Source organism: Qiania dongpingensis (assembly GCF_014337195.1).
Taxonomy (GTDB): Bacteria; Bacillota; Clostridia; order Lachnospirales; family Lachnospiraceae; genus Lientehia; species Lientehia dongpingensis.
In genome coordinates this window covers 1,167,413-1,190,739 of the sequence record NZ_CP060634.1, presented here as the reverse complement: position 1 = coordinate 1,190,739, position 23,327 = coordinate 1,167,413, and the positions used below count along the sequence as shown (strand labels likewise).

25 protein-coding genes, 12 tRNA genes and 1 rRNA gene are annotated in these 23,327 nt (G+C 47.4%); 29 read left to right on the top strand and 9 right to left on the bottom strand.

Annotation, left to right across the window (positions count from 1 at the left end; genetic code table 11):
* Positions 1 to 151: 151 nt before the first annotated feature.
* The 4 genes from H9Q78_RS05750 to H9Q78_RS14620 all read left to right on the top strand — a co-directional run bounded on the left by H9Q78_RS05750 (position 152) and on the right by H9Q78_RS14620 (position 3,959).
* Positions 152 to 3,038, top strand: a 23S ribosomal RNA gene (locus H9Q78_RS05750).
* Positions 3,039 to 3,131: 93 nt separating this feature from the next.
* Positions 3,132 to 3,203 (top strand) — tRNA-Asn (locus H9Q78_RS05745).
* Between the two features lie 173 nt (positions 3,204 to 3,376).
* The gene (locus tag H9Q78_RS05740) at positions 3,377 to 3,856 is read left to right on the top strand and encodes a hypothetical protein (RefSeq protein WP_249304189.1); all 480 of its coding nucleotides are present in this window, start codon (positions 3,377 to 3,379) and stop codon (positions 3,854 to 3,856) included.
* Positions 3,857 to 3,869: 13 nt separating this feature from the next.
* Positions 3,870 to 3,959, top strand: a complete 90-nt coding sequence (locus H9Q78_RS14620; RefSeq protein WP_408635191.1) for a cysteine-rich KTR domain-containing protein — start codon at positions 3,870 to 3,872, stop codon at positions 3,957 to 3,959.
* Positions 3,960 to 3,984: 25 nt separating this feature from the next.
* On the opposite strand, the gene H9Q78_RS05735 is transcribed toward H9Q78_RS14620, so the two are convergent.
* Positions 3,985 to 4,989, bottom strand: coding sequence for a LacI family DNA-binding transcriptional regulator (locus H9Q78_RS05735; RefSeq protein WP_249304188.1), 1,005 nt, complete (start codon positions 4,987 to 4,989; stop codon positions 3,985 to 3,987).
* Between the two features lie 191 nt (positions 4,990 to 5,180).
* Here H9Q78_RS05735 and H9Q78_RS05730 point away from each other — a divergent pair, with 191 nt between their 5' ends.
* The 4 genes from H9Q78_RS05730 to H9Q78_RS05715 are packed head-to-tail and all read left to right on the top strand — an operon-like array spanning position 5,181 to position 9,920.
* Positions 5,181 to 6,581, top strand: coding sequence for an L-fucose/L-arabinose isomerase family protein (locus H9Q78_RS05730; protein WP_249304186.1), 1,401 nt, complete (start codon positions 5,181 to 5,183; stop codon positions 6,579 to 6,581).
* A gap of 10 nt (positions 6,582 to 6,591) precedes the next feature.
* Positions 6,592 to 7,512, top strand: a complete 921-nt coding sequence (locus H9Q78_RS05725; protein ID WP_330595274.1) for a transketolase — start codon at positions 6,592 to 6,594, stop codon at positions 7,510 to 7,512.
* Positions 7,478 to 8,422, top strand: a complete 945-nt coding sequence (locus H9Q78_RS05720; protein WP_249304185.1) for a transketolase family protein — start codon at positions 7,478 to 7,480, stop codon at positions 8,420 to 8,422. The genes H9Q78_RS05725 and H9Q78_RS05720 overlap by 35 nt, the downstream gene beginning before the upstream one ends.
* A gap of 31 nt (positions 8,423 to 8,453) precedes the next feature.
* Complete coding sequence (locus tag H9Q78_RS05715; protein WP_330595273.1) at positions 8,454 to 9,920, top strand: FGGY-family carbohydrate kinase; 1,467 nt, start codon at positions 8,454 to 8,456, stop codon at positions 9,918 to 9,920.
* A gap of 48 nt (positions 9,921 to 9,968) precedes the next feature.
* Here H9Q78_RS05715 and pdaA read toward each other — a convergent pair whose 3' ends face one another.
* A complete protein-coding gene (gene pdaA / locus H9Q78_RS05710; RefSeq protein WP_249304181.1) occupies positions 9,969 to 10,781 on the bottom strand; it encodes a delta-lactam-biosynthetic de-N-acetylase in 813 nt (270 codons plus the stop codon).
* A 247-nt stretch (positions 10,782 to 11,028) separates the two neighbouring features.
* Between pdaA and H9Q78_RS05705 the strand changes: the two genes are divergently transcribed.
* The 6 genes from H9Q78_RS05705 to H9Q78_RS05680 all read left to right on the top strand — a co-directional run bounded on the left by H9Q78_RS05705 (position 11,029) and on the right by H9Q78_RS05680 (position 11,674).
* A tRNA-Glu gene (locus tag H9Q78_RS05705) sits at positions 11,029 to 11,100 on the top strand.
* Between the two features lie 13 nt (positions 11,101 to 11,113).
* Positions 11,114 to 11,186 (top strand) — tRNA-Thr (locus tag H9Q78_RS05700).
* A gap of 13 nt (positions 11,187 to 11,199) precedes the next feature.
* Positions 11,200 to 11,273, top strand: a tRNA-Ile gene (locus tag H9Q78_RS05695).
* Between the two features lie 56 nt (positions 11,274 to 11,329).
* Positions 11,330 to 11,403, top strand: a tRNA-Asp gene (locus H9Q78_RS05690).
* 39 nt (positions 11,404 to 11,442) lie between these two features.
* Positions 11,443 to 11,527: transfer RNA gene (locus H9Q78_RS05685), tRNA-Leu, on the top strand.
* Between the two features lie 73 nt (positions 11,528 to 11,600).
* Positions 11,601 to 11,674 (top strand) — tRNA-Arg (locus H9Q78_RS05680).
* A 165-nt stretch (positions 11,675 to 11,839) separates the two neighbouring features.
* On the opposite strand, the gene H9Q78_RS05675 is transcribed toward H9Q78_RS05680, so the two are convergent.
* On the bottom strand, positions 11,840 to 12,304 hold the full coding sequence (locus H9Q78_RS05675; RefSeq protein ID WP_249304751.1) for a GNAT family N-acetyltransferase: 465 nt from the start codon (positions 12,302 to 12,304) through the stop codon (positions 11,840 to 11,842).
* A gap of 22 nt (positions 12,305 to 12,326) precedes the next feature.
* On the opposite strand from H9Q78_RS05675, the gene H9Q78_RS05670 reads away from it, so the two are divergent.
* Entirely contained in the window at positions 12,327 to 12,551 is a 225-nt protein-coding gene (locus H9Q78_RS05670; RefSeq protein ID WP_249304180.1) for a PrsW family glutamic-type intramembrane protease, read from the top strand.
* A 92-nt stretch (positions 12,552 to 12,643) separates the two neighbouring features.
* Positions 12,644 to 12,955 (top strand): hypothetical protein, encoded by a 312-nt coding sequence (locus tag H9Q78_RS05665; RefSeq protein ID WP_249304178.1) that lies wholly within the window; start codon positions 12,644 to 12,646, stop codon positions 12,953 to 12,955.
* On the opposite strand, the gene dtd is transcribed toward H9Q78_RS05665, so the two are convergent.
* Positions 12,942 to 13,376 carry a D-aminoacyl-tRNA deacylase gene (gene dtd / locus H9Q78_RS05660; RefSeq protein WP_249304176.1) on the bottom strand — a complete coding sequence of 145 codons (435 nt, stop codon included), beginning with the start codon at positions 13,374 to 13,376 and terminating at the stop codon, positions 12,942 to 12,944. The genes H9Q78_RS05665 and dtd overlap by 14 nt on opposite strands.
* Positions 13,377 to 13,407: 31 nt before the next feature.
* Positions 13,408 to 13,908 carry a DUF1700 domain-containing protein gene (locus tag H9Q78_RS05655; protein ID WP_249304174.1) on the bottom strand — a complete coding sequence of 167 codons (501 nt, stop codon included), beginning with the start codon at positions 13,906 to 13,908 and terminating at the stop codon, positions 13,408 to 13,410.
* A 361-nt stretch (positions 13,909 to 14,269) separates the two neighbouring features.
* Between H9Q78_RS05655 and H9Q78_RS05650 the strand changes: the two genes are divergently transcribed.
* The 11 genes from H9Q78_RS05650 (at position 14,270) to H9Q78_RS05600 (ending at position 19,261) form a co-directional block, all read left to right on the top strand.
* Positions 14,270 to 14,524: a hypothetical protein gene (locus tag H9Q78_RS05650; protein ID WP_249304173.1), complete on the top strand. Its 255-nt coding sequence runs from the start codon at positions 14,270 to 14,272 to the stop codon at positions 14,522 to 14,524.
* Positions 14,525 to 14,633: 109 nt separating this feature from the next.
* A complete protein-coding gene (locus tag H9Q78_RS05645) occupies positions 14,634 to 14,918 on the top strand; it encodes a rhodanese-like domain-containing protein (protein ID WP_249304171.1) in 285 nt (94 codons plus the stop codon).
* 70 nt (positions 14,919 to 14,988) lie between these two features.
* The gene (locus tag H9Q78_RS05640) at positions 14,989 to 16,155 is read left to right on the top strand and encodes a THUMP domain-containing class I SAM-dependent RNA methyltransferase (RefSeq protein ID WP_249304170.1); all 1,167 of its coding nucleotides are present in this window, start codon (positions 14,989 to 14,991) and stop codon (positions 16,153 to 16,155) included.
* Between the two features lie 2 nt (positions 16,156 to 16,157).
* A complete protein-coding gene (locus tag H9Q78_RS05635) occupies positions 16,158 to 17,558 on the top strand; it encodes a lectin like domain-containing protein (RefSeq protein WP_249304169.1) in 1,401 nt (466 codons plus the stop codon).
* 16 nt (positions 17,559 to 17,574) lie between these two features.
* Entirely contained in the window at positions 17,575 to 18,186 is a 612-nt protein-coding gene (locus H9Q78_RS05630; protein WP_147596800.1) for an XTP/dITP diphosphatase, read from the top strand.
* Complete coding sequence (locus tag H9Q78_RS05625) at positions 18,183 to 18,662, top strand: metallophosphoesterase family protein (RefSeq protein ID WP_249304167.1); 480 nt, start codon at positions 18,183 to 18,185, stop codon at positions 18,660 to 18,662. The genes H9Q78_RS05630 and H9Q78_RS05625 overlap by 4 nt, the downstream gene beginning before the upstream one ends.
* Positions 18,663 to 18,759: 97 nt before the next feature.
* A tRNA-Gly gene (locus H9Q78_RS05620) sits at positions 18,760 to 18,830 on the top strand.
* 6 nt (positions 18,831 to 18,836) lie between these two features.
* Positions 18,837 to 18,910, top strand: a tRNA-Arg gene (locus tag H9Q78_RS05615).
* A gap of 44 nt (positions 18,911 to 18,954) precedes the next feature.
* A tRNA-His gene (locus tag H9Q78_RS05610) sits at positions 18,955 to 19,028 on the top strand.
* Between the two features lie 47 nt (positions 19,029 to 19,075).
* Positions 19,076 to 19,147, top strand: a tRNA-Gln gene (locus H9Q78_RS05605).
* A 41-nt stretch (positions 19,148 to 19,188) separates the two neighbouring features.
* Positions 19,189 to 19,261, top strand: a tRNA-Lys gene (locus tag H9Q78_RS05600).
* Between the two features lie 151 nt (positions 19,262 to 19,412).
* Here H9Q78_RS05600 and H9Q78_RS05595 read toward each other — a convergent pair.
* From H9Q78_RS05595 to H9Q78_RS05580, 4 genes are all read right to left on the bottom strand, one after another.
* Positions 19,413 to 20,537, bottom strand: coding sequence for a tyrosine-type recombinase/integrase (locus H9Q78_RS05595; RefSeq protein WP_249304165.1), 1,125 nt, complete (start codon positions 20,535 to 20,537; stop codon positions 19,413 to 19,415).
* A 168-nt stretch (positions 20,538 to 20,705) separates the two neighbouring features.
* Complete coding sequence (locus H9Q78_RS05590; protein ID WP_249304163.1) at positions 20,706 to 21,071, bottom strand: hypothetical protein; 366 nt, start codon at positions 21,069 to 21,071, stop codon at positions 20,706 to 20,708.
* Positions 21,072 to 21,141: 70 nt separating this feature from the next.
* Positions 21,142 to 21,819 (bottom strand): ImmA/IrrE family metallo-endopeptidase, encoded by a 678-nt coding sequence (locus H9Q78_RS05585; RefSeq protein ID WP_249304161.1) that lies wholly within the window; start codon positions 21,817 to 21,819, stop codon positions 21,142 to 21,144.
* Positions 21,803 to 22,717 (bottom strand): helix-turn-helix domain-containing protein, encoded by a 915-nt coding sequence (locus H9Q78_RS05580; RefSeq protein WP_249304159.1) that lies wholly within the window; start codon positions 22,715 to 22,717, stop codon positions 21,803 to 21,805. The genes H9Q78_RS05585 and H9Q78_RS05580 overlap by 17 nt, the downstream gene beginning before the upstream one ends.
* A 161-nt stretch (positions 22,718 to 22,878) precedes the next feature.
* Here H9Q78_RS05580 and H9Q78_RS05575 point away from each other — a divergent pair, with 161 nt between their 5' ends.
* Entirely contained in the window at positions 22,879 to 23,106 is a 228-nt protein-coding gene (locus tag H9Q78_RS05575) for a helix-turn-helix domain-containing protein (RefSeq protein WP_249304157.1), read from the top strand.
* 46 nt (positions 23,107 to 23,152) lie between these two features.
* A complete protein-coding gene (locus H9Q78_RS05570; RefSeq protein ID WP_249304155.1) occupies positions 23,153 to 23,326 on the top strand; it encodes a hypothetical protein in 174 nt (57 codons plus the stop codon).
* Position 23,327: the final 1 nt, after the last annotated feature.

Here is a 23,327-nt window from a genome sequence, read left to right as displayed (position 1 = left end):
AGCAGAAAAGAGAGCTTTTAGAAACGCCGTACCTTGAAAACTGCACATTGGAAAAGACATCAAAAATTGAAATGATTTAAACCAATTCAATTTCAAAACAAAGCAAAAACCTAAGCCAGGCTCACGGGACGCTACCTGTGAGGGAAAACCTGGTCAAGCGAAAAAGAGCGCAGGGTGGATGCCTTGGCACTAAGAGCCGAAGAAAGACGCGATAAGCTGCGAAAAGCCATGGGGAGGAGCAAATATCCATTGATCCATGGATGTCTGAATGGGGAGACCCACTGGAGGAGCCCTCCAGTATCCATACGCCAATCCATAACGTATGGAGGGGAACCCGGCGAACTGAAACATCTAAGTAGCCGGAGGAAAAGAAAGAAAAGTCGATTCCGGGAGTAGCGGCGAGCGAAACCGGAGGAGCCTAAACCTGGGTGCGTGCACCTGGGGGTTACGGACCGCGATAAGTGAGGAGGATCTATAGCAGAATGGTTTTGGGAAAGCCAGCCAGAGAGGGTGAAAGCCCCGTATGCGAAATAGGAATCCAGCGAGCGGGATCCAAAGTACCACGAGACACGAGAAACCTTGTGGGAAGTCGGGGGGACCACCCCCCAAGGCTAAATACTCCTTAGTGACCGATAGCGCATAGTACTGTGAAGGAAAGGTGAAAAGGACCCCGGGAGGGGAGTGAAAGAGAACCTGAAACCCTGTGTTTACAAGCTGTGGGAGTGCCATATGAGCACGACCGCGTACTTTTTGTAGAACGGTCCGGCGAGTTGCCGGTGCTGGCGAGGTTAAGCGCGGGGAGCGCGGAGCCGAAGGGAGACCAAGTCTTAATAGGGCGTTGAGTCAGCACAGGCAGACCCGAAACCGGGTGATCTATCCATGTCCAGGTTGAAGCGGGAGTAAAATCCCGTGGAGGACCGAACCCACATCCGTTGAAAAGGGTGGGGATGAGGTGTGGATAGGGGAGAAATTCCAATCGAACCCGGAGATAGCTGGTTCTCCTCGAAATAGCTTTAGGGCTAGCCTCGTGTTAGTCTCATGGAGGTAGAGCACTGAATTCCCGCGGGGGCGTCAAAGCTTACCAAAGGATATCAAACTCCGAATGCCATAGAGATGCTGCACGGGAGTCAGACTGCACGAGATAAGTTGGGCAGTCAAAAGGGAAAGAGCCCAGACCTCCGGCTAAGGTCCCAAAGTGTGTGTTAAGTGGAAAAGGATGTGAGGTTTCAAAGACAACTAGGATGTTGGCTCAGAAGCAGCCATACATTGAAAGAGTGCGTAATAGCTCACTAGTCGAGAGGCCTTGCGCCGAAAATGTCCGGGGCTGAAACACACCACCGAAGCCGAGGACCCTTTAAGAGGGTGGTAGAGGAGCATTCTTGATAGGAAGAAGCAGTACCGGAAGGAGCTGTGGACGATCAAGAAGAGAGAATGCCGGAATGAGTAGCGAGAGGTAGGTGAGAATCCTACCGGCCGAATATCTAAGGTTTCCAGGGTAAAGCTGATCTGCCCTGGGTGAGTCGGGACCTAAGGCGAGGCTTAACGGCGTAGCCGATGGACAACAGGTTGAGATTCCTGTACTGCAGTATGACAGAACTGTGGGGACACAGAGGGGAAGGAAGAGCCGGGAATGAGAAGACCGGTGCAAGCGGAAGAGGAGTCGGATAGGAAAAACCGTCCGGCAATCCAAAGCCGTAACGCGGACCGAAAATAAGTAGGGAAGCTTCCATACCAGCTGTCGAGAAAAGCCGCTATGGCTCATACTGCACCCGTACCGTAAACCGACACAGGTGGATGAGGAGAGAATCCTAAGGCCGACGGGAGAAGCATTGTTAAGGAACTCGGCAAAATGACCCCGTAACTTCGGGAGAAGGGGTGCCTCGAGAGAGGCCGCAGAGAATTGGCCCAAGCAACTGTTTAGCAAAAACACAGGTCTATGCGAAACCGAAAGGTGAGGTATATGGGCTGACGCCTGCCCGGTGCTGGAAGGTTAAGGGGAGATGTTAGCGAATGCGAAGCATTGAACTTAAGCCCCAGTAAACGGCGGCCGTAACTATAACGGTCCTAAGGTAGCGAAATTCCTTGTCGGGTAAGTTCCGACCCGCACGAAAGGCGTAATGATTTGGGCACTGTCTCAACAATGCACCCGGTGAAATTGAAGTACCAGTGAAGATGCTGGTTACCTGCGCCAGGACGGAAAGACCCCATGGAGCTTTACTCCAGCTTGGCACTGGGATCCGGTATTGCATGTACAGGATAGGTGGGAGGCGAAGAAGGGAGGACGCCAGTCCTTCTGGAGCCGTTGTTGGGATACCACCCTTGCGATATTGGGTTTCTAACCAGCCGCCGTTAGCCGGCGGTGGGACAATGCCAGGCGGGGAGTTTGACTGGGGCGGTCGCCTCCGAAAGAGTATCGGAGGCGCCCAAAGGTTCCCTCAGGATGGACGGAAACCATCCGAAGAGTGCAAAGGCAGAAGGGAGCTTGACTGCGACACCGACGGGTGGAGCAGGTACGAAAGTAGGGCTTAGTGATCCGGTGGTGTTAAGTGGGAACGCCATCGCTCAACGGATAAAAGCTACCCTGGGGATAACAGGCTTATCACTCCCAAGAGTTCACATCGACGGAGTGGTTTGGCACCTCGATGTCGGCTCATCGCATCCTGGGGCTGAAGTAGGTCCCAAGGGTTGGGCTGTTCGCCCATTAAAGCGGTACGCGAGCTGGGTTCAGAACGTCGTGAGACAGTTCGGTCCCTATCCGGCGCGGGCGAAAGATATTTGAGAGGAGCTGTCCTTAGTACGAGAGGACCGGGATGGACTGACCTCTGGTGCACCGGTTGCGCATCAAGCGCATGGCCGGGTAGCCAAGTCGGGAAGGGATAAACGCTGAAGGCATCTAAGCGTGAAGCCCCCCTCAAGATGAGATATCTCATAGCGAGAGCTAGTAAGGCCCCTTGAAGACGACGAGGTAGATAGGCTGGAGGTGGAAGTGCAGCAATGTATGGAGCTGACCAGTACTAATCGGCCGAGGGCTTGTCCAGGCGGTTTAGGAAGGCTTTGACAGATGGATGACAATGTGCAGTTTTGAAGGTATGGGAAGGCCGGAAGGCGGGCAGACTAACCTTCAGAGATGATCCTCGATAGCTCAATGGTAGAGCACTCGGCTGTTAACCGAGTTGTTGTAGGTTCGAGCCCTACTCGGGGAGCTTTAGAAGTCCTGTAAACGTTATGGTTTTTAGTTATAAGGAAGTAATTTCAAATTAGGCGGTATGGCCCCACCTACAAGGGCTGTACCGTCTTTTCACGTTATTATGCACCTTTCAAACATATTTAGAATGATGTAAGGAAGCAAGAAAACTTTTAGCCGGGGGATAACTGTATGTTTGGAAATTTTGGATTTTCATATATAGGATTACTTTTTTTGTTGATGTTATTTATTCCCAATGTAATGTGGTCAAAAAGAATACCACAGGGATATACAGCTAAAAAGGAAAATAAAATCTTACTGGTTTTTGAAAGATTGGGAGAAATATTGACTTGTTGCTGTTCATTGGTGTTTTCCAGTTTTAATATTCATAAATGGACGCTCTGGTCTTTATGGCTGATCGTAGCTTTCATTTTAATGATAATGTATGAAGCATGGTGGATTCGTTATTTTCTGAGCGAACGCACATTATCAGACTTTTACAGTAGCTTTTTAGGTATACCACTTGCCGGGGCGGCTCTGCCGGTTATCGCATTTTTTATGTTGGGAATCTATGGAAAGGTCATATATATGTTGATAGCAACGTTTATCTTAGGGATCGGTCATATTGGTATACATATTCAACACAAAAAGAGTATTGATATTGAAAATTAGAAAGTGGTTCAGTATGGAACATACAGAATGGGTACATTGTCCTGTTTGCGGAGATAAGACAAGGTCGCAGTACAGAGCTAAAATATTTTCCTCATCACCGTAAAACGTTATGGTTTAAGGGACTTTTTTCAAACCGACCTCCGCTTCACCAAGTTGATGCCCACTTCCAGCTTCACAGGGACAAACTGACGGGCGTTCAGCAGATGAATTAAATGCTCCGCCCCCATCTCTCCCATATAGCGCTTTGGTACATTGATGGTGGTCAGAGAGGGCTCCACGTAGCTGCTCATAGGCAGGTTATCGAATCCGATGATGGCGATATCATCCGGGATACGGTAGCCTGCCTTTTGCAGTGCCTTCATGGCTCCGATGGCGATCAGATCATTGTCTGCAAAATAGCATTCCGCCAGTTCCTCCTGTCTCTGGATGATCTCGGACATGTCAGCGAAGGCTCCCTCAATGGAAGGGGTGAGGGAATGGACAATGGATTTGGAGGAGGACATGCCGTGTGCCCTGACCGCTTTGTAGAAGCCGTCGGCCCGCTCTTCAAAATTGCTGATGGAATAGGAGGAGCGCAGATATCCGGGCTGCTTTTTGGTGCGGGAGATCAGATAGTCACAGGCTCGGTAGGCGCCCTGGAGGTTATTGATCAGCACGCAGTCACGTTGGACATTGTCCAGGTATACGTCTAAAAGCACCAATGGAAGCTTCAGGCTGGAAAAGGGCGCAAAATCCTCCGGGTGCATTTCGGTGCCTAGAAGAATCAGGCCGATACAGTCGGAATACTGAATATCCTCAATTTGATTTTCTATGGTTTCATCTCCATAAAGATAAATGATATTAAGCTTATACCCCTCTTCCTTGCATTTCTGCTGGATACCCTCTGACAATTCGGAAAAAAAAGGCGTGTCTGCAACAATTGCCCCATGTTTCCGGTATAGTGCGAAGGTGATGGAACCGCAGTTTTTGGTACGGCCGGAAATTCGGGTAAAATCATAGCCGTATTTTTCCGCGGCTTCTATCACAGTCCTGCGGGTTTCAGTGCTGACCCCGGATTTCCCGTTTAAGGCCATGGAAATGGCGGCTTCTGATAATTTCAATTTTTTCGCAAGCTCCTTTGCAGTGATTCCCATAGTGTCCTCCTGTAAATTCTAAAAATGAAAAACGTATTTTCTATGAGGATAATTATCCATGATTTGGTTGTAAAATGCAAGAATTAAGCTACTAATTAAGTAAAAAATACTTAATTTTAAAATGAAATTAAGCTATGCCAATTTTATAATAGAGACATGGAATAAAGGCTGAATATATGGAGGAGAAAGAAATGGCTAAGATCAAGATCGGACTTGCGCCGACCAGGAGAAGTATTTTTTCTGCGCCGGATGCGGTAAAGTATGCCAATTTAACAAGGCATAAATTAAGGGAGCTGGGCGTGGAATTTGTAGATATTGACGATATCTCAGAGGATGGATTGCTGCACGATGACAATGACAGAATTCGGATCGCAGTAAAGTTCAAGAGAGAAAAGATCGACGGATTGTTTATTCCTCATGTGAATTTCGGCACGGAGTATGAGGCTGCGCGTTTGGCGAAGGAGCTGCATGTGCCGGTACTGCTGTGGGGACCTCGGGATGAGCGTCCGGATGAGAATGGAATCCGTCTTCGGGACAGCCAATGCGGGCTCTTCGCTACCGGAAAGGTTTTACGCAGGTTCCAGGTACCCTTTACCTATTTGTGTAACTGCTGCCTGGAGGATGCAGAGTTTGAACGAGGGGTGAAGAATTTCCTGGCTGTCTGTAACGTGGTGAAGGCCTTCCAGAATACCAGGATTTTGCAGATTGGTCCCAGGCCCTTTGACTTCTGGTCCACCATGTGTAACGAAGGAGAATTACTGGAGAAGTACAACATTCAGCTGTCTCCCATTCCTTTGCCGGAGCTGACAGCAGAGATGCGTCTGGCTAAAGCGGAAGGCACTGAGGCAGCCAAGGTTGTTGCATACTGCAGGGCAAACTTCAACATTGCCATCCAGGAAGAGGAGCTTCTCAACGTAGCGGCTCTCAAGGCAGCGATCCGCAGGCTGGCAGAAAAATATGGGTGCAATGCCGCAGCCATCCAGTGCTGGAATGCGCTGCAGGGAGAGATCGGAATCATGCCCTGCGCCGCCAACAGCCTGCTGAACGAGGAAGGCTTCCCGGTGGTCTGCGAGACGGATATCCACGGAGCTGTAACAGCGGTTCTCTGCGAGGCGGCAGGCATGGACGAGGCCCGAACTTTTTTTGCAGATTGGACAGTGCGACACCCGGACAATGAAAATGGAGAGCTGCTGCAGCATTGCGGTCCGTGGCCCATCAGCTGTGCCTCCTGCCGCCCCACCATCGGCTATCCTCTGGCTTTTGATCATCCGGGCGCTGTGGAAGCTGAGGCAAAGCACGGCGAAATGACACTGTGCCGGTTTGATGGAGACAACGGTGAATATTCGCTGCTTCTGGGCAGTGCCAAAGGAGTGGACGGCCCCTATACCAAGGGCACCTATGTATGGGTTGAGGTGGAGAACTGGAAACGGCTGGAGGCAAAAATCGTGGAAGGTCCCTATATACACCACTGTGTGGGCATCCACAAGAATGTGGTCCCGGTGCTTTATGAAGCGTGTAAATACATTGGCATCACACCGGATCTGTACGATGATAATGAGGCAGAGGTTCAAGATTACATTCATGGAGTTTAAGGGAGGGTCTATGAAAAAGAAAATGAATGCGGCGGAGCTGGCCGGAAAGGCCCATCAGCTGCGCAGAGATATTATTGAAATGGTCTATCAGTCTAAATCCGGCCATGTGGGCGGCGACCTGAGCGTGATCGATATACTGACTGTCTTATACTATGGCGTGATGAATCTATCGCCGGAGCGGAGCGGGGACGCGAACCGTGACCGTTTCCTTTTGTCCAAGGGCCACTGTGCCGACGCCCTGTACTGTGTGCTGGGGGATATGGGCTATTACGAGAAGCAGGAGGCGGTTACTACCTTCAGCAAATACGGTTCCCGCTTTATCGGCCATCCCAATATGGATGTTCCGGGGATCGAATTAAACGGCGGTTCCCTGGGCCACGGTATTTCTGTGGGCATGGGCATGGCCTTAGCGGCGCGAATGAACAGCCAGGAATACCGCACCTATGTGGTGTGCGGGGACGGTGAGATGGCCGAGGGCTCCAATTATGAGGGCATGATGGCGGCGGGCCATTATGGGCTGGACAATTTTTGCGTAACAGTGGATGTAAACGGACTGCAGATTTCCGGTCCAACGAAGGAGATTATGGACAGCTCCGAGCTTAGCCGAAAGTTTGAGGATTTTGGGTTTTATGTGATCGAGGTGGCTGATGGAAATGACTGCGGTCAGCTGCTGGCAGCTTATGATAAAGCGAAAATCTTAAAGGGAAAGCCGACGGCGGTGATTGCCCATACAGTGAAGGGAAAGGGCATTTCCTATATGGAAAATAATGTGTCATGGCATCATGGCGTGATGAGCGGGGAGCAGTATCGGCAGGCGCTTGCAGATCTAAGGGTACAGGCGGCGGCCATGGGCCTGATACTGGATGAGACACAATACGGAAAGGAGGAGCAGACAGATGGAAGCAATCAGCAACAGACAAGTAATTTGTGAGGTACTGCTGGAGGCGGCAGAAGAGGACAGGGAGATTGTGGTGGTCTGCAGCGATTCCAGGGATTCTGCATCCTTAGCGCCCTTTGCCAGAGAATTTCCGGAGCAGTTTGTTGAGACGGGCATTGCAGAGCAGAATCTGGTGGCAATGTCGGCAGGACTTGCTGCCTGCGGGAAAAAGGTATTTGCGGCGTCTCCGGCCAGTTTCCTGTCCACCAGGAGCTACGAGCAGGCCAAGGTAGATGTGGCCTACTCCAAAACAAATGTAACTCTTCTAGGAATCAGCGGCGGTGTCAGCTACGGCGCTCTGGGCATGACCCATCATTCCTGCCAGGATATTGCGGCATTCTGTGCGCTGCCGGATATGCGTGTATATCTGCCCTGTGATCGGTTTGAAACAAAAAAGCTGATTCAGGCTCTATTAAAGGACATGGATCCGGCTTATGTGCGTGTGAGCCGCTCCGCTTCTGAGGATGTGTACAGAGAGGATATGAAGTTTATCCTGGACAAGGCACAGGTGCTGAAAAAGGGTATTGACGTGACCATTATTGCATGCGGGGAGATGGTCAGCCCTGGGGTGAGAGCCGCACATATGCTGGATCAGGAGGGCATTTCGGCAGGGATCATTGATATGTACTGCTTAAAACCCATGGATGAGGAGGCTGTGATCGCGGCAGCGAAGAACAGCAAATGTATCCTTACGGTGGAGGAACATTCTCCTTACGGTGGCCTGGGGAGCATGGTGGCACAGATCGTATCGGCCAACTGCCCGAAACAAGTCGTAAATATGGCGTTGCCGGACCGCCATTTAATTGGAGGGAGCGGTTCCGAGGTGCTGCGGGAGTACGGATTGACGGCAGAGGGAATCGCAGCCAGAGTAAAACAGATGCTTTTGATGGACGGAGAGCTTTGATGATGGGGATCAGTGGATGGAGAAAGACGGTATGACATATATCATAGGAATCGACCAGAGTACTCAGGGAAGCAAGGCGGTACTTGTGGACGAGCAGGGAAATATTGCCGGACGGGCGGATCGGAGGCATGTCCAGCTTGTGAACGGTCTGGGCTGGGTTTCCCATGACCCGGAGGAAATCTATCAAAATGTGGTACTGGCGGTGCGGGATGTGATGGAACAGCACCAGGTTCCTAAGAAAGCCATTCGTGCTGTCGGCATCAGCAATCAGAGAGAGACGACGGTTATGTGGGATAAAAGCGGCCGTGCTTTGGAAAATGCGGTGGTGTGGCAGTGCGGCCGCGCCAGAGAGATCACAGAGCGGCTTGCAGAATATGGAGAGCAGATTCGCCAGAAGACGGGGATTCCCCTGTCACCCTTCTTTCCTGCGGCAAAGATGGCATGGCTGCTGGAAAACCATGAGCATTGGGGGGCTAAAGGCCATAAAGGAATCTGCCTTGGAACGGTGGACAGCTGGCTGCTCTACCGGCTCACCGGCGGAAAATCCTTTAAGACCGATTATTCGAATGCTTCCCGTACCCAGCTTTTCAATCTTCATACCCTTGAGTGGGATCAGGAACTGTGCGGTTTTTTTGGAGTGCCGCTAGAGATACTGCCTGAAATATGCGACAGTAACAGTGTGTTCGGGGAGACGGATTTGGACGGATATTTTGATGCGCCCGTTCCGATTCTTTCGGCTATGGGAGATTCTCACGCGTCGTTGTTTGCTCACGGCTGCCATCGGAAAGGGATGAGCAAGACCACCTATGGCACCGGCTCCTCCGTCATGATGAATATCGGGACCAGCTTTAAAGAAAGCCGGTACGGTCTTGCCACTTCCCTTGCCTGGGGGATAGACGGTGTGGTGAATTATGTGCTGGAGGGAAACATCAATTACACCGGAGCAGTAATCACCTGGCTGAAGGATGACCTGAAATTGCTCTCGGAGCTGGGAGAACTGGAACCGGCAGCAGCGGATGCCAATCCCATAGATACCACGGTACTGGTGCCTGCCTTTACCGGGTTGTCGGCTCCCTATTGGGACAATGACGCCAGAGGAATGCTTTATGGTATGAGCCGCACCACAGGAAGGAATGAAATTATCCGGGCGGCGGTGGAAAGTATTGCATTTCAGATCACGGATGTAATGAGAGCAATGGAGAAAGACAGCGGCCTTGCCATTGAAGAGCTTCATGTGGACGGCGGTCCTACACGCAACCGTTATCTGATGCAGTTTCAGAGTGATATGGCGGGGAGCCGTGTCCTGGCGCCGGAGATGGAGGAATATTCTGCATTGGGGGCCGCCTATATGGCAGGGCTGAAATGTGGGATGTATGAGGCGAGGACCTTGTGGGCAGGCCGTCCCGTGACCATATATGAGCGTCAGATGGAGGATGGAGAAAGGCTCAAGAAGCTGGAGCTGTGGCAGCAGGCCCTGAAGGCCTGCCGCGGAAAATAGAACTGCAAAGCTGCGTATCATAGCAAATTGAGATAATAACGCTGAAATCTAGGAGGGCAGATTATTCAGGGAATCGAAATGATAGCCCATTTCCTCCCATTTGCTCAGGAGTTCATCCAGGATTTGCGCATTGGTGGAGGAGGTGCTGTGGAGGAGAACGACCGCTCCTGGATGGATACGTCCCAGAAGCTTTTCAAAGGCGGCTTCTTTTGTGGGCTGATCGTCCTGATACCAGTCTACGTAAGCCAGGCTCCAGAAAAAGGTCCGGTAGCCCATTTCATTGGCCATCTGAAGATTGCTCTCGCTGTATTTTCCCTGAGGCGGCCGGTAAAATTTAGTCATAGTCTGACCGGTGGTTTCCTCAAAGAGCTTTTCCAGGTCTCCCAGTTCCTTTTGAAAGGCTTCCTTTGTGGAGATCTGGGACATATTCGGATGATGGTACGTATGGTTTCCGACGGTGTGGCCTTCTTCTACCATGCGTTTGACCAGATCCGGGCTTGTTTCTATGTAATTCCCCACCACAAAGAAGGTGGCCGGCGCCTGATGCTTCTTCAGCGCATCCAAAATGGCGGCCGTATTGCCGTTTTCGTATCCGGCGTCAAAGGTCAGATAGATCACTTTATCTTCGGTCTCCTGGACGAAATAGGCGTTGAATTTCTTCAGATAATCGGCGGTAGCATTGCCGACAGGCGCTTTTCCTTCCTGTTGGAAGCTGAGTCCCCAGTTACTTTCCGCAGAAGAGGATACGGCTTTGGAGGGGGCCGGCCGGGTAAAACGGGCGGCCGCATATCCCACCAGATAGGCCAGGGCAAAAATAAAGATCCGTGTGATGATTTTTTTTCTTTGAGAGGATTTGTTCATGGCACTCACCAGAGGCAGTATTGCTAAAATATATGAGTAAGACATCCGGGATAGTACCTTGGAGACTTATGCCCTAAAAGAAAAAGTGTTAATTTTTCAGATAAAAGAAAAAAGTTCTTGCAAACCCCCCGAGTTTATGGTATTATCGTTTCGTTGAGTATAAGAGAATGAGATAGTTTCCCCGTGTGGTGTTTTGAGCTGTGCACGGGAAGTCAGCAGGCTCCACGGAGTTTTTTAGCAGACATGAGGCTCCATGGTCAAGCGGTTAAGACACCGCCCTTTCACGGCGGTAACAGGGGTTCAAATCCCCTTGGAGTCACTTGAATGATTTTGCCGATGTGGCTCAATTGGCAGAGCAGCTGATTTGTAATCAGCAGGTTATCGGTTCGAGTCCGATCATCGGCTTTGCTTCTTATTTGGACCTTTAGCTCAGTTGGTTAGAGCAACCGGCTCATAACCGGTCGGTCCTGGGTTCGAGTCCCCGAAGGTCCACTCTTTTCCCACAAAAGCAGATAAATCATATCATCAGTTTTATAGTGTCAGATTTTGGCCCGGTGGCTCAGCTGGTTAGAGCGCCGCCCTGTCACGGCGGAGGTCGTGGGTTCGAACCCCATCCGGGTCGTTTTACAAGTTTTGTTCCGTTGTTTTAACAAGACATCATGCCGGCGTGGCGGAACTGGCAGACGCACAGGACTTAAAATCCTGCGGCCTTTAAAGCCGTACCGGTTCGATTCCGGTCGCCGGCACTGTTTTAAAAAATTAAACGGAAAGCTTGTAATTTTTGGAAATATGTATTATAATAGGTTTTTGGAATGACGTGCGGCAGTAGCTCAGCTGGATAGAGCACTTGGCTACGGACCAAGGTGTCGGGAGTTCGAATCTTCTCTGCCGCGTGAAAAAAGAAACGTGTTGTTCAGGCAATGGTTTTAAGCAGCACAGGCAAAGCGGTCATGCAAAGGTGAGAGTACTTTGGCATGGCTGTTTTTTTAGTCAGATAATAGTGTCCGACACGGTTTCTCAACAAGGGGAGTCAGACAGACCTGGCAAACCGGTTGAATTTATAGATTGTAAAACATAATGTATTCTTCTTCGTTTTCGTCAATAACTTCAAACCCTAACTTTTGATACATTTTTACAGCATAATTTGTTTTTTGAACGGCAAGCGATGCTCGCTCATATCCACTGCTTTTTAGTAAGGCCAGCATTTCTTTTATTAGCTTTGTACCTATTCCGAGTCCTCGATATTCCTTGTAAAGCGAGATTGCGAATGATGGTGTTTTATAATCGATATGCCCGTAGTCTTTCATTATACGAACCCAAACGGCGCCTATGACTTTTCCGCCCGTTTCCGCGACTAATCCCATATCATCTTTCTTTTCTCCAAAACAGTCGATATACACCTGCAATTCAGGGGCGTATATAATAGATTTTGGGGGTGGTTCTATACCGTCTGGCAGAAAAATAGCTTCATATAAAAAATCAGCCAGTAAAGGATATTTCGTTATTCTGATCCATTTTACCATAAAATCGGATAAAAAGTATATTTTGAAAGGCATATTGATCGGCAGCGCCGTAGGAGCAGGGTTCTCCGCCACAGAATCTCTGGGCTACGCGTTTGACCATGCGGCTGTGGGAGGCGAAGTCTATGGCACGGCTACAGTCGTGCTGCGGGGTGTGCTGCCTCCGGGCGGCCATGTGGTGTGGGCGGTCATCTATGATCTGTCCAATGTACTTCTGACGGTGGCCGCACGGGAGACGGAAAATGTATAAATCCCGGGGAACAAGTGCTTTTACAGAGCGGCCAGCGGTTTTATATGGGGCATGAGGTGTTTGAGGTGAGGAACTAAACGGGGAATATGGGCATGAGAGCTAGGGCGTCAGGATGCTCCTTTCAGGGGAGCCGGAAATATAATGAAGATACGATCTTTTATGAAAAAACGGAGACAGGATTTCGGGAGTCCCCTCAGATTACCGAGGCGAACCTCCGCAGTTTTTTGGAAGAGACAAACCGGGTCATACGGGACAGACAGACTGAGCGGCAGGAAATGCTGACAGATCTTTTAAAATCGGGTACGCCAAAGACATGGCTTTCTTATATGCTGGCGCGCATTGGGAGAAGAATGGATGAAAAAAGCGACAACCTGTCGGCTGTCGCTGTGTTTATTCCAGAATGATGGTGAACGGCCCGTCATTGGTGAGGGATACGTCCATGTGGGCGCCGAAGGTGCCGTGGGCCACAAGGGATACGGTTTCACGGCATTTGGCTATGAAATATTCATACAGTTCACATGCCAGTTCCGGCTTTGCCGCGAGAGTGAAGCCGGGTCTGTTGCCGTGACGGCAGTCCGCATACAAAGTGAACTGAGATACGACGAGGAGAGAACCCTGCACATCCAGAAGAGATAAATTGATCTTGCCGTTTTCATCGGAGAAGATCCGAAGATTAATCATTTTTTTTACAATTCTGTCCACATCTGCACGGCTGTCTTCCTGTCCTACTCCCAGCAGCACGAGATAGCCTTTTCCAATCTGTCCGACGATTTCACCTTCTACGGTGACAGAAGCGTCCGAAACACGCTGAATCACTGCCTTCATAACTTGTCCTTTCTTACGAGATTCATACTGGTCACTTTCGCTTAGATAAGGAAAAGATGATAATCAGTATGATGATCCAAAACCAGATTCCATGGAAAGAAAACAAAAGCTTAAATATGGTCTTAAACATGAAAAAGAGAACACTCAGGATAATAAATAAAACCAGGAACAGAATTCCAAAAACGACCCATTTATTAACGTGGAAGCTTTTCTGATGGAAAGTGCTGCGAGTCTCCTTTTCTAAAATATCGCTGTCAGAGACATCAGGATCGCTGTAGGAATAACCATAGCTGTCATAGCTGGGACCGCGGCCCGATTCGTAGGAAGACGGTCCGCCTTCGGCATCTATAATAGTCCTGGCGATTAGCCTCGGGTCGCCCAGCTCGTCCAATATGTCCTGTTCGCTTCGGCCTTTGCGGGTTTCGCCTGAAATATAAGAATCATAATAGTTGAGATTCTCTGCAATCACGCCAGGAGATACCTGGCCGTTAAGAGCTTTTCTCAAGGTATCTAAAAACTCGGCTTTTGTCATGTCATTCCTTTCTATATACAATAACGGCAGCAATAATTCAGTCTGCCTTATACGCGTTATCATTAGAATCTCATATTTTGACAAATAAATCAAGTATGCTCATAAAAAATTCAGAAAGATTAAAAAATAAAAAAGAAAGAGAAAACCAAAGGGGAGCAATGGTTTTCTCTTTGAGGGGAGTATAAATAATTAATAAGGGGTTGAATCAGGAAAATGATTTGAAGGAAAATCATCATTCCTAGTTCGATTATAATAAGCGCCTATAAAAAAGTCAAGAAATTTCTAGCCTAAAAAGCATAAAAACTCAAAATCAAGAGATACTAAGTACGCAAGATAAATTTATTTTAGGAGGGATGTCACCATGGCAAATACCAAAAATTATTCCAATAACCAGGAAAATTGCTCTCAGAACAGTTCTCAGAACAACAACCAGAACAATTCTCAGAACAGCCAGAACAACAGCCAGAAGAACAATTCTCAGAACAATTCCCAGAACAATTCTCAGAGAAACAGCTCTCAGAATAGCTCTCAGAGAAACAGCTCTCAGAACAGCTCTCAGAGAAACAGCTCTCAGAACAATTCTCAGAACTGCAGCCAGAGGAACTCTGACTACTAAGAACCTGGATGCCCTCGGGCATCCATACATAGTTTGCGAGTGTCATTTTGGGAAAAATGGAATATCTTATATTGTAGGATGGGGAGAAAGTAAAATATGGTGAAAAAAGATGAAAGAGCTAGAAACGATAGCTTTTCGTGAAATAGAAAAGTATAAAAATGACAGAAATTGTATAATTATAGATCTTCGAAGCGGAGAACAGTTCCGTGAAGGGCACGTAGACGGAGCATGGAATATACCATATGAGTATTTGGAGGAAGCACGCTCTATGCTCCCCCGGCAAAAACTGCTGCTGCTTTATTGCGAAAGAGGCGGCACGGCGATGCTGGCGGGTAAAGAACTGATGGAAAAAGGCTATCGTGTCAAAGCGGCAGTAGGCGGATTTGAGCATTGACAGCAGACGGGGAAGGCTTTAAAATGGTACTATGAATTTTGGGCACACGACCCATACAGAGGAGTACCGTATGAAGACTTATGAATTGATCGCCCCGTGTCACTTTGGCCTGGAATCTGTCTTGAAAAAAGAGATTATTGATCTGGGATATGAAATCAGTCAGGTGGAAGATGGCCGTGTGACTTTTATCGGAGATGCGGAAGCCGTCTGCCGGGCCAATATCGGCTTAAGGACGGCCGAAAGAGTACTTCTCAAAGTGGGAAGCTTCCGGGCGTTCACCTTTGAAGAGCTGTTTGATGAGACAAAGAAGCTTCCATGGGAGGAGTATATTCCCGTAAATGGAAAATTCTGGGTCACAAAGGCCACTTCCATCAAGAGTAAGCTGTTTAGCCCGTCCGATATCCAGTCCCTTGTGAAAAAGGCGATTGTGGAACGGCTTAAGGCTACCTATCATATAAATTGGTTTGGAGAAAGCGGGGCCGCCTATCCCATTCGTGTGTTTTTGATGAAGGATGTGGTCACGGTCACTTTGGATACCAGCGGAGATTCTCTTCACAAACGCGGATATAGGAAGCTTGCCAGCAAGGCCCCGATTACGGAGACGCTGGCAGCATCCCTGATTCTTTTGACCCCGTGGAAGAAAGACAGAATCCTGGTGGATCCTTTTTGCGGATGCGGCACATTCCCCATAGAAGCTGCTCTTATGGCGGCACATATCGCTCCCGGCCTTAACAGGACCTTTTGCGCGGAAGAATGGGAGAATCTGATTCAAAAGCAGGAGTGGACAAGCGCCAGGGAGGAAGCCAGGGAGGCCGTGGATCTGACTGTGGAAACCGATATTCAGGGATATGACATAGATGGGGAAATTATTAAAGCGGCCAGAGAGAACGCCCAGTTGGCAGGAGTGGATCATCTGATCCACTTTCAGCAGAGGGATGTGGCATCACTGAGCCATCCTAAAAAATATGGTTTTTTGATCACGAATCCTCCATACGGAGAGAGAATGGAAGAAAAAGAAAGTCTCCCCGGTCTTTACCGTACGATCGGCGAGAGGATTTCTCTGCTGGATTCTTGGTCGGCCTATATCATAACGGCTTATGGGGACGCAGAGAAATATATTGGGAAAAAGGCGGATAAAAACAGGAAGATATATAATGGGATGATGAAGACATATTTTTATCAGTTCCTTGGGCCGAAACCGCCCAGGCGGAACAGGCCGGCTGAGTCTGGAGAATAAAATTGAAATTAAAATATAAATGGATATGCAGACTGCTTTCTGTCTGCGTTTTGTCCGTGGCACTGACAGGATGCGCGGTGCCATGGCCGGCTTTGGATATACAGCAGACAGAAGAGTCTGCGGAAACACGAAAGGAGACAGAACCTGAAAGCGAAGAACTGCCGTCTGTGCCGCGTACGGAAGAAACAGAGAAAACGACTCAGGCCAGAGTGAACGCGGCAGCAGTGCCATCCAGATATGATTATCGGGAGCACGGCCGGTGCCCGGCCGCCGGAAGTCAGGGGGAACTGGGAACATGCTGGGCTTTCGCCACAATGATAGCGCTGGAGTCCTCTTTGCTTCCGCAGGAATCCTTTGATTTCAGCGAGGATCATATTTCTCTGCAAAACAGCTTTGGAATGTCCCAGGACATGGGAGGAGATTACACCATGTCCATGGCTTACCTGCTGGCTTGGCAGGGCCCCGTATTGGAAGAAGACGATCCGTATGGAGACGGAGAATCTCCCGATGGACTGGAGCCAGTTAAGCATGTACAGGAGATCCAGCTTCTTGATAATAAAGACTATGCCGGAATAAAACAGGCGGTCTATTTTCACGGCGGCGTACAGACTTCCCTGTTTACGGCGCTTGAGGATGAAAGCAGCCAGTCCGAATACTATAACGAGGATACATACTCCTATTATTATACAGGGAATCAGATTTCCAATCATGATATCGTGATCGTGGGCTGGGATGACTCTTATTCCAGGGAAAACTTCAATCAAGACCCAGGAATGGACGGAGCGTTTCTTTGTATGAACAGCTGGGGTACGGAGTTCGGAGACGGCGGGTTGTTTTATGTTTCCTATGCAGATACCAATATTGGGATACACAGCCTGGCCTATACAGGGATAGCTCCTCCGGATAACTATGAAAATATTTATCAGGCAGATCTGTGCGGCTGGCTTGGCCAGCTGGGCTATGGTGATGAGGAAGCGTATTTCGCGAATGTTTATAGAGCAAGAAGCGACGAGAGGATTGAAGCCGCCGGTTTCTATGCTACGGGGGCCGATACGGAATATGAAGTGTATGTTTTGCGCGGCGCTCCGGAAAATGGAAAACTGGTTTTGAATGAATCTGTGGCTTCCGGGAGATTTGAACAAGCCGGTTATTATACGGTCGATCTGAAACGACCGGTGGATGTAAAATCGGGAGAGCGTTTTGCCATGGCAGTGCGTATCAGGACTCCGGAAGCAGTTCATCCGGTGGCCATCGAATACCAGGATGACAGCAGTGAGATTATGACGTATGTAGATTTGAGCGACGGGGAAGGATATATCAGCGCCGATGGGCGCAACTGGGCGAATACAGAGAAGGAGCAGGACAGCAATATCTGTCTGAAAGCTTATACGAGCGCCAGGTAGAAGAAATGGAGGAACTATGGACGCACATAGGATAATTTTTGCCACTTCAAATGAAGGGAAGATGAAAGAGGTACGGATGATCCTGGCGGATCTGGGAATGGAAATTCTTTCCATGAAGGAAGCCGGGATTCAGGCGGATATTGTGGAGGATGGAAAATCTTTTGAGGAAAACGCCTGCATCAAGGCGACTGTTATTCAGAAAATGGCGGGAGGAATCGTTCTGGCCGATGATTCCGGCCTCGAAGTGGATTTTCTGGGCGGCGCTCCCGGCATTTATTCCGCCCGGTATATGGGAGAAGACACTTCTTATGACATCAAGAATCAGGCGATCATTGATAAACTGAAAGACGCGGAGGGAGAGGAACGGAGCGCCAGATTCGTCTGTGCCATCGCTGCGGCTCTGCCGGATGGAAGTGTATTGACGACGAGAGGGACCATTGAGGGACAGATTGGATATGAAATAGTCGGAGACGGCGGTTTTGGATATGATCCGATCTTCTACCTGCCGGAAAGAAAGAAGTCGACGGCGCAGCTGACTGCGGAAGAGAAAAATGAGATCAGCCACAGAGGTAAGGCCCTGCGGGCGATGAAAGGAAAGCTGACGGAATACCTGGGGGATTCTCAATGAGGATATTGGTAGTGAGTGACACCCATAGGCAGAATGGAAACCTGTGTAAAGTCCTGGCGAAGGTTGGAAAACCGGACATGCTGATTCATCTGGGAGACGCGGAGGGCAGCGAGGACTATATCCGGGAGATCGCAGGATGTCATTTGGAGATCATCGCAGGAAACAATGACTTTTTTTCCAGCCTGCCGAGGGAAAAAGAAATAGAGATTGGCAGCTATCATGTACTGCTGACTCACGGACACTTTTATAATGTATCTTTTACACTGGAACGGCTTCGGGAGGAGACTAGGGAAAGAGGGATGCAGATTGCGATGTTCGGGCATACTCACAGGCCGGTTATAGATCAGGGCGGCGCCGTGACTCTGATAAATCCGGGCAGTCTCTCCTATCCCCGGCAGGAGGGACGGAGGCCTTCTTATATCATGATGGAGCTGGACCGGGAAGGCGTGGCGCATTATACAATCAATTATTTATGATTTGCTCAGTTTCTGAAAATAATGGTTGACAAGAAACGGTCCCTACGATATAATGTTTCTTGCGTCGAGTTGAATCAGTTTGAATCAGACGCCATGCGCGGGTGTAGTTCAATGGTAGAACACTAGCCTTCCAAGCTAGATACGTGGGTTCGATTCCCATCACCCGCTTTTCCTGTGTCTGTAGCTCAGTTGGATAGAGCAACGGCCTTCTAAGCCGTGGGTCTAGGGTTCGAATCCCTACAGGCACGTTCATCCATTGCCGCAGCGCCGGACAGATGAAAAATTTTATATGGTGGGTATAGCGTAGTTGGTTAACGCGTCAGATTGTGGCTCTGAAGACCCAGGGTTCGAGTCCCTGTATCCACCCTCTTATGTATGGCCAAGTGCCGTGCACATCATTAACAGCAAAATGATGGGCTATCGCCAAGCGGTAAGGCACAGGACTTTGACTCCTGCACTCGCTGGTTCGAATCCAGCTAGCCCAGTGCAGATACAGTCTGATGCTGTACATCTGGTTTTTTCATACGGGCCACTAGCTCAGGTGGTAGAGCACTTGACTTTTAATCAAGTTGTCTGGGGTTCGAATCCCCAGTGGCTCAGGACTTTATAATAGCGGAAAATCCTTATTTTACGAGGGTTTTCGCTATTTTTTGTTTGGACGGTTTTAGCGGAAAATGATGTTTTTAAATGTCTCTTTTGTGTCTCATTTGGGCCTTTTTTGATCAACATGTCTCATTTTTGTCCCCCATTTTATCCACAGATATCCAGTGCTTTTTCCACGGTTTTTTTGATATCTTGCTGCTCCTCCATCAAATGATTGTAGACTGTCATCACCATCTGCAGGGTATCGCCCATCAAAGCTGCAATCCGCTTTAAGCTGATATCCGGGACCTGATAGCATAAGCTGGTGCAGTAATTGTGCCGGAACACATGGGCGGTCAGATCATGGATCACTTTTATGCTGTCTGTGCCTCCGGCAGCTTTATTTAATTCTCGGACGATGGAAGCCCACATTTTGTCATAGGCGGATTTTGTCATTCTCCCGCCGTCCCGTCTTGCGAATAACCAGGGGGCCTTAAGATTTTTGATGTACGTCGCAAGGTATGCGGATAGGTAGGCCGGCATCGGGACGATACGTTCCCCATTCTCGCTTTTTGTGGACTTGATATAATAATCATTACCATCAAAAGCCAAAGACTTGTTTACGGCGATGCTATGGGCCTTAAAATTGATGTCTACAGGATCAAGTGCCAGCGCTTCCCCACGGCGGAGCCCGCAGCCGTATATGATGAACACAAATGCCTTTTCCCGGTCTGTGAAATCTGCCTTTAAGATCGCTTCCTTTTCGGCCTTGGTCAGCGGCCTTTTTTCGGACGCCCGGTAATTAGGAACAGTCACGCCGTCACAGATATCCATAATGGATGTGGACGGGAGGTATTTATCCGACATAGCCGCTTTTATGATCTGTCGGAAGGTAAGGACTAACTGTTGGCAGGTCCGTGGCATATTGGCAGCTTCATTGATAACAAACTGGTAATGAGACCTCCGGATGTCTGTAAGCTGGTAGTCCGCGATCTCGTAAAGATGCTTGTCTATGATGTTTCGATACATGTTCCGTGTATTTGGCGCGCAGATGCTTTTATAGGTATCAAGCCAGTGCTGGGCGTATTCCCCGAATGTGTAAGTGGTCCTGACTAGATTCAGGCCCTCGGCTACCAGGCGCCGGAATTCATTGACCTTTCTTTCCAGGTCCCCGCTTGATTTTTTAGACCGTAGATTGATGCGGTGCTTACTCCCGTCAGCGTTGTAGGTCCCATCCCAGACCTTTGCGGAATAGGTCCCATCTTTACCTGGTTTGTACTTTCTCGTTGCCATTGTATCTTCCTCCTTTTTTGGGTATAAAAATAACAGCCAGCGACTATTATTTCGCTTGCGTGGCTGCCCCGAAGATGATACAATATGATTGATTAGGGCGTACCATCTTCGGATTGTATGCTTGCCGGTCTCTGTTGGCGCAGGGGCCGGTTTTATATTGTTAAGATTTTAATCTAAAGTTTTGTCATCATATAGGACATCAGAATCTCGTTCTATAAAGTGATATGTATATTGTTTTTTTGAATCGTCATTAAAAGAGTATGCCACCCTAAATCTAATGTCATTTCCGCTTTTGTCATGAGCAATTGCAACAATATCCTGAACGTCATTGCCTAAATCCCGAAGAGTATAATCGTCCTTATCATTTGAGAAGTCTAAATCAGTTTGTTTGAATTTTTCAGCCGCTTTTTTAGCAATAGTGATGTTCAAGACCAGAGAGTCGTCATCGGCATTCGTATCCTTTGATTTGCCACAAGAGCCAAACAAAATTATCATAGTTAATGCAAGAAAAATAATAATAACTCCTTTTTTCATCCTCATATCCTCCTATATCAAATAATTTTTTCATCTCATATATAACCGCATTGCGAATTATACACATCCATTAAGCTCCCACTTTTGAAAGTCTGGAAAAATCAATATAGATTTCTTCTGCAATCTCCACCCGTTTTCCGTATGTATTTATGAAATCTGAATACTGTGACAAAAGGCGATTTTCTGACCGGCTATTTTTGCTGCTAAACATCATTCTGGTTTCGGCAGTATCTGCAAAATAATCCACCTTTTGTTTGGCCTTGTCTCTTGGGACGTAACATATTAGCGCAGTATGTTCGACGTTATCTATTCGGTGCATGGCATCCAGCACAGTATCAGGACATAATGCAATACTGGTAAAATATTCAGCAGCTTGTTCTTTTTCGGAATACTTAAATTTATCTACGTAACTTTCTCCAATAAATTGTCCATCCCATTTCACATGTCCCAAACGTATGTGCGCTATTTCGTGCATGATAGTCCAATTTACATTAAATAGTCCGGCATATTCATTGTAAAAAATATTGTATATTCCACAAATGTTGACTACAAAAGCATTACCAAAACAATGATACATCCAGCGTCGAGTAACTCCTCCATCACCATATTGTTTTTCTGCTTCCGTATATGTTTCCAGGTGGTAGTGTAAATCAGCGGCCATTTGAAGAGATCTGATTGGAAAACTGCTACATTTTTGTTTTATTAAAAGCTGATAAGCCTTTTTCTTAATTTTATCTTGGTTTTTCATCTTTACGTGTACTATATTTTTCTAATAATTTTTTGCTCAAGATATCTGCTAGTCTACGCTGATCGTCATTATCTTTGCCCATGCCTTTTTCAGCAGCAAAACCAACGCCGTTTATTATATAAGGTTCGTCGTCTACAATATCATCTTCGTCAAGTATCCCGAGTACACGCCCTAAGCACTGACTACTTTCGGTCAATGGAATTGCCTTGTGCTTTTTATTTAAGGGGACAAGCTCACCATTTCCTAATTTTTTTACAAAAGTTTCTCCGTCGACCAGGAATATTCCTATTTCCCCGATACTTATTTGACTTATGGATTCAATTAAAAGGATATTTCCAAAATGGAATTTTGGTTCCATAGAATCCCCATTAACACCGATTGCATAGCTTACGTTCTTATACTTCGGAAGATCAGGAAGCTCAATGTAGTGTGATGGAGGAGAGGACTCAAATATGATTTGTCCTGATCCGGCAGAAGCCAGATAAGGATAATAGGGAATAATATGATTATTCGCCTCTATGGTATCATCTTTCTGTAATTCTAAAATAATACGGTCTTTCTCAGAGTCTCTTTTAATTCTATCCGATTCCCATTTTAACACTTCATCAATGTGATTTTTGCCGATATCGTCAAGGCTACGATATTTTTTTATAATGTCAAATTCTGAAAAGGTTATATCATTTAATTTCTCGGGAATTTTAACGACATCTTGAAATAAATAATTTGCATCCACATTTAATACTTCAAATAGTTTATACATAATTGGCTCTTTAGGATGGCTGGTTTCGTTTTCATAATTTGCAACAGCACCTTTTGTTATGCCTAATTTTTTTGCGAGCTCTTCCTGAGTTAAGCTTAAGGCATTTCTGGCTTCTTTTATTCTTTTTCCTATTCCCATGTTGTTCTCCATTTCTATATCTATATATTACCCGTAAGATTATAAACTGTCAAGAAAAAAGTTCAAGAAATTTGAGAATTTAGTATTGACAGTAAAAGAAACTTATATTAAAATATAAGCAAGTTCAAGAATCTTATACGAGCATGAAAGGAGGATTCATTGTGAGATCAGTGACCGCAGAAAATATTAAGGCAATTATAAAGAGAAAATGTTATGCGCAAGGTGCAATAGGAAAAAAAGCTGGATACAATGACAAGGTTTTTAGTAATATGCTCAACGGCAGGAGACTTATTACTGACATTGATGTTATCAAAATTGCTAATGCACTTGAAGTTGAACCAAATGAATTATATGGAATAAGCAGCGGCAAAAGTTTACCAAGAAATTAACTAAAGAGAAAGGGTATAAAAAAGACAGGGTAAGAAGGTGGGCGCTATGGAACCTAAAAATAATCAAGATATGTTAGCAAGGGAAGAAAAAGCAGCAGAAGACTATGGGAGAAAAATTATACGAAGAAGAAAGTACATACAGATTGCTGTCACATCTATTAGTGTCATGGCACTGATAATATCCCTGATTAGTTTAGTAATGCAAATATTGAAATTATAAT

What these genes read in the sequence shown, in the direction of transcription:
- H9Q78_RS05640 (WP_249304170.1), top strand. Translation starts at nt 14,989, where the DNA reads ATGAAGACTTATGAATTGATCGCCCCGTGTCACTTTGGCCTGGAATCT.
- pdaA (WP_249304181.1), bottom strand. Translation starts at nt 10,781, where the DNA reads ATGAACAAATCCTCTCAAAGAAAAAAAATCATCACACGGATCTTTATT.
- H9Q78_RS05580 (WP_249304159.1), bottom strand. Translation starts at nt 22,717, where the DNA reads ATGGGAATAGGAAAAAGAATAAAAGAAGCCAGAAATGCCTTAAGCTTA.
- H9Q78_RS05730 (WP_249304186.1), top strand. Translation starts at nt 5,181, where the DNA reads ATGGCTAAGATCAAGATCGGACTTGCGCCGACCAGGAGAAGTATTTTT.
- H9Q78_RS05725 (WP_330595274.1), top strand. Translation starts at nt 6,592, where the DNA reads ATGAAAAAGAAAATGAATGCGGCGGAGCTGGCCGGAAAGGCCCATCAG.
- H9Q78_RS05590 (WP_249304163.1), bottom strand. Translation starts at nt 21,071, where the DNA reads ATGAAAAAAGGAGTTATTATTATTTTTCTTGCATTAACTATGATAATT.
- H9Q78_RS05630 (WP_147596800.1), top strand. Translation starts at nt 17,575, where the DNA reads ATGGACGCACATAGGATAATTTTTGCCACTTCAAATGAAGGGAAGATG.
- H9Q78_RS05655 (WP_249304174.1), bottom strand. Translation starts at nt 13,908, where the DNA reads ATGACAAAAGCCGAGTTTTTAGATACCTTGAGAAAAGCTCTTAACGGC.
- dtd (WP_249304176.1), bottom strand. Translation starts at nt 13,376, where the DNA reads ATGAAGGCAGTGATTCAGCGTGTTTCGGACGCTTCTGTCACCGTAGAA.
- H9Q78_RS14620 (WP_408635191.1), top strand. Translation starts at nt 3,870, where the DNA reads ATGGAACATACAGAATGGGTACATTGTCCTGTTTGCGGAGATAAGACA.
- H9Q78_RS05675 (WP_249304751.1), bottom strand. Translation starts at nt 12,304, where the DNA reads ATGGTAAAATGGATCAGAATAACGAAATATCCTTTACTGGCTGATTTT.
- H9Q78_RS05585 (WP_249304161.1), bottom strand. Translation starts at nt 21,819, where the DNA reads ATGAAAAACCAAGATAAAATTAAGAAAAAGGCTTATCAGCTTTTAATA.
- H9Q78_RS05665 (WP_249304178.1), top strand. Translation starts at nt 12,644, where the DNA reads ATGAGAGCTAGGGCGTCAGGATGCTCCTTTCAGGGGAGCCGGAAATAT.
- H9Q78_RS05625 (WP_249304167.1), top strand. Translation starts at nt 18,183, where the DNA reads ATGAGGATATTGGTAGTGAGTGACACCCATAGGCAGAATGGAAACCTG.
- H9Q78_RS05650 (WP_249304173.1), top strand. Translation starts at nt 14,270, where the DNA reads ATGGCAAATACCAAAAATTATTCCAATAACCAGGAAAATTGCTCTCAG.
- H9Q78_RS05570 (WP_249304155.1), top strand. Translation starts at nt 23,153, where the DNA reads ATGGAACCTAAAAATAATCAAGATATGTTAGCAAGGGAAGAAAAAGCA.
- H9Q78_RS05595 (WP_249304165.1), bottom strand. Translation starts at nt 20,537, where the DNA reads ATGGCAACGAGAAAGTACAAACCAGGTAAAGATGGGACCTATTCCGCA.
- H9Q78_RS05720 (WP_249304185.1), top strand. Translation starts at nt 7,478, where the DNA reads ATGGAAGCAATCAGCAACAGACAAGTAATTTGTGAGGTACTGCTGGAG.
- H9Q78_RS05715 (WP_330595273.1), top strand. Translation starts at nt 8,454, where the DNA reads ATGACATATATCATAGGAATCGACCAGAGTACTCAGGGAAGCAAGGCG.
- H9Q78_RS05645 (WP_249304171.1), top strand. Translation starts at nt 14,634, where the DNA reads ATGAAAGAGCTAGAAACGATAGCTTTTCGTGAAATAGAAAAGTATAAA.
- H9Q78_RS05740 (WP_249304189.1), top strand. Translation starts at nt 3,377, where the DNA reads ATGTTTGGAAATTTTGGATTTTCATATATAGGATTACTTTTTTTGTTG.
- H9Q78_RS05735 (WP_249304188.1), bottom strand. Translation starts at nt 4,989, where the DNA reads ATGGGAATCACTGCAAAGGAGCTTGCGAAAAAATTGAAATTATCAGAA.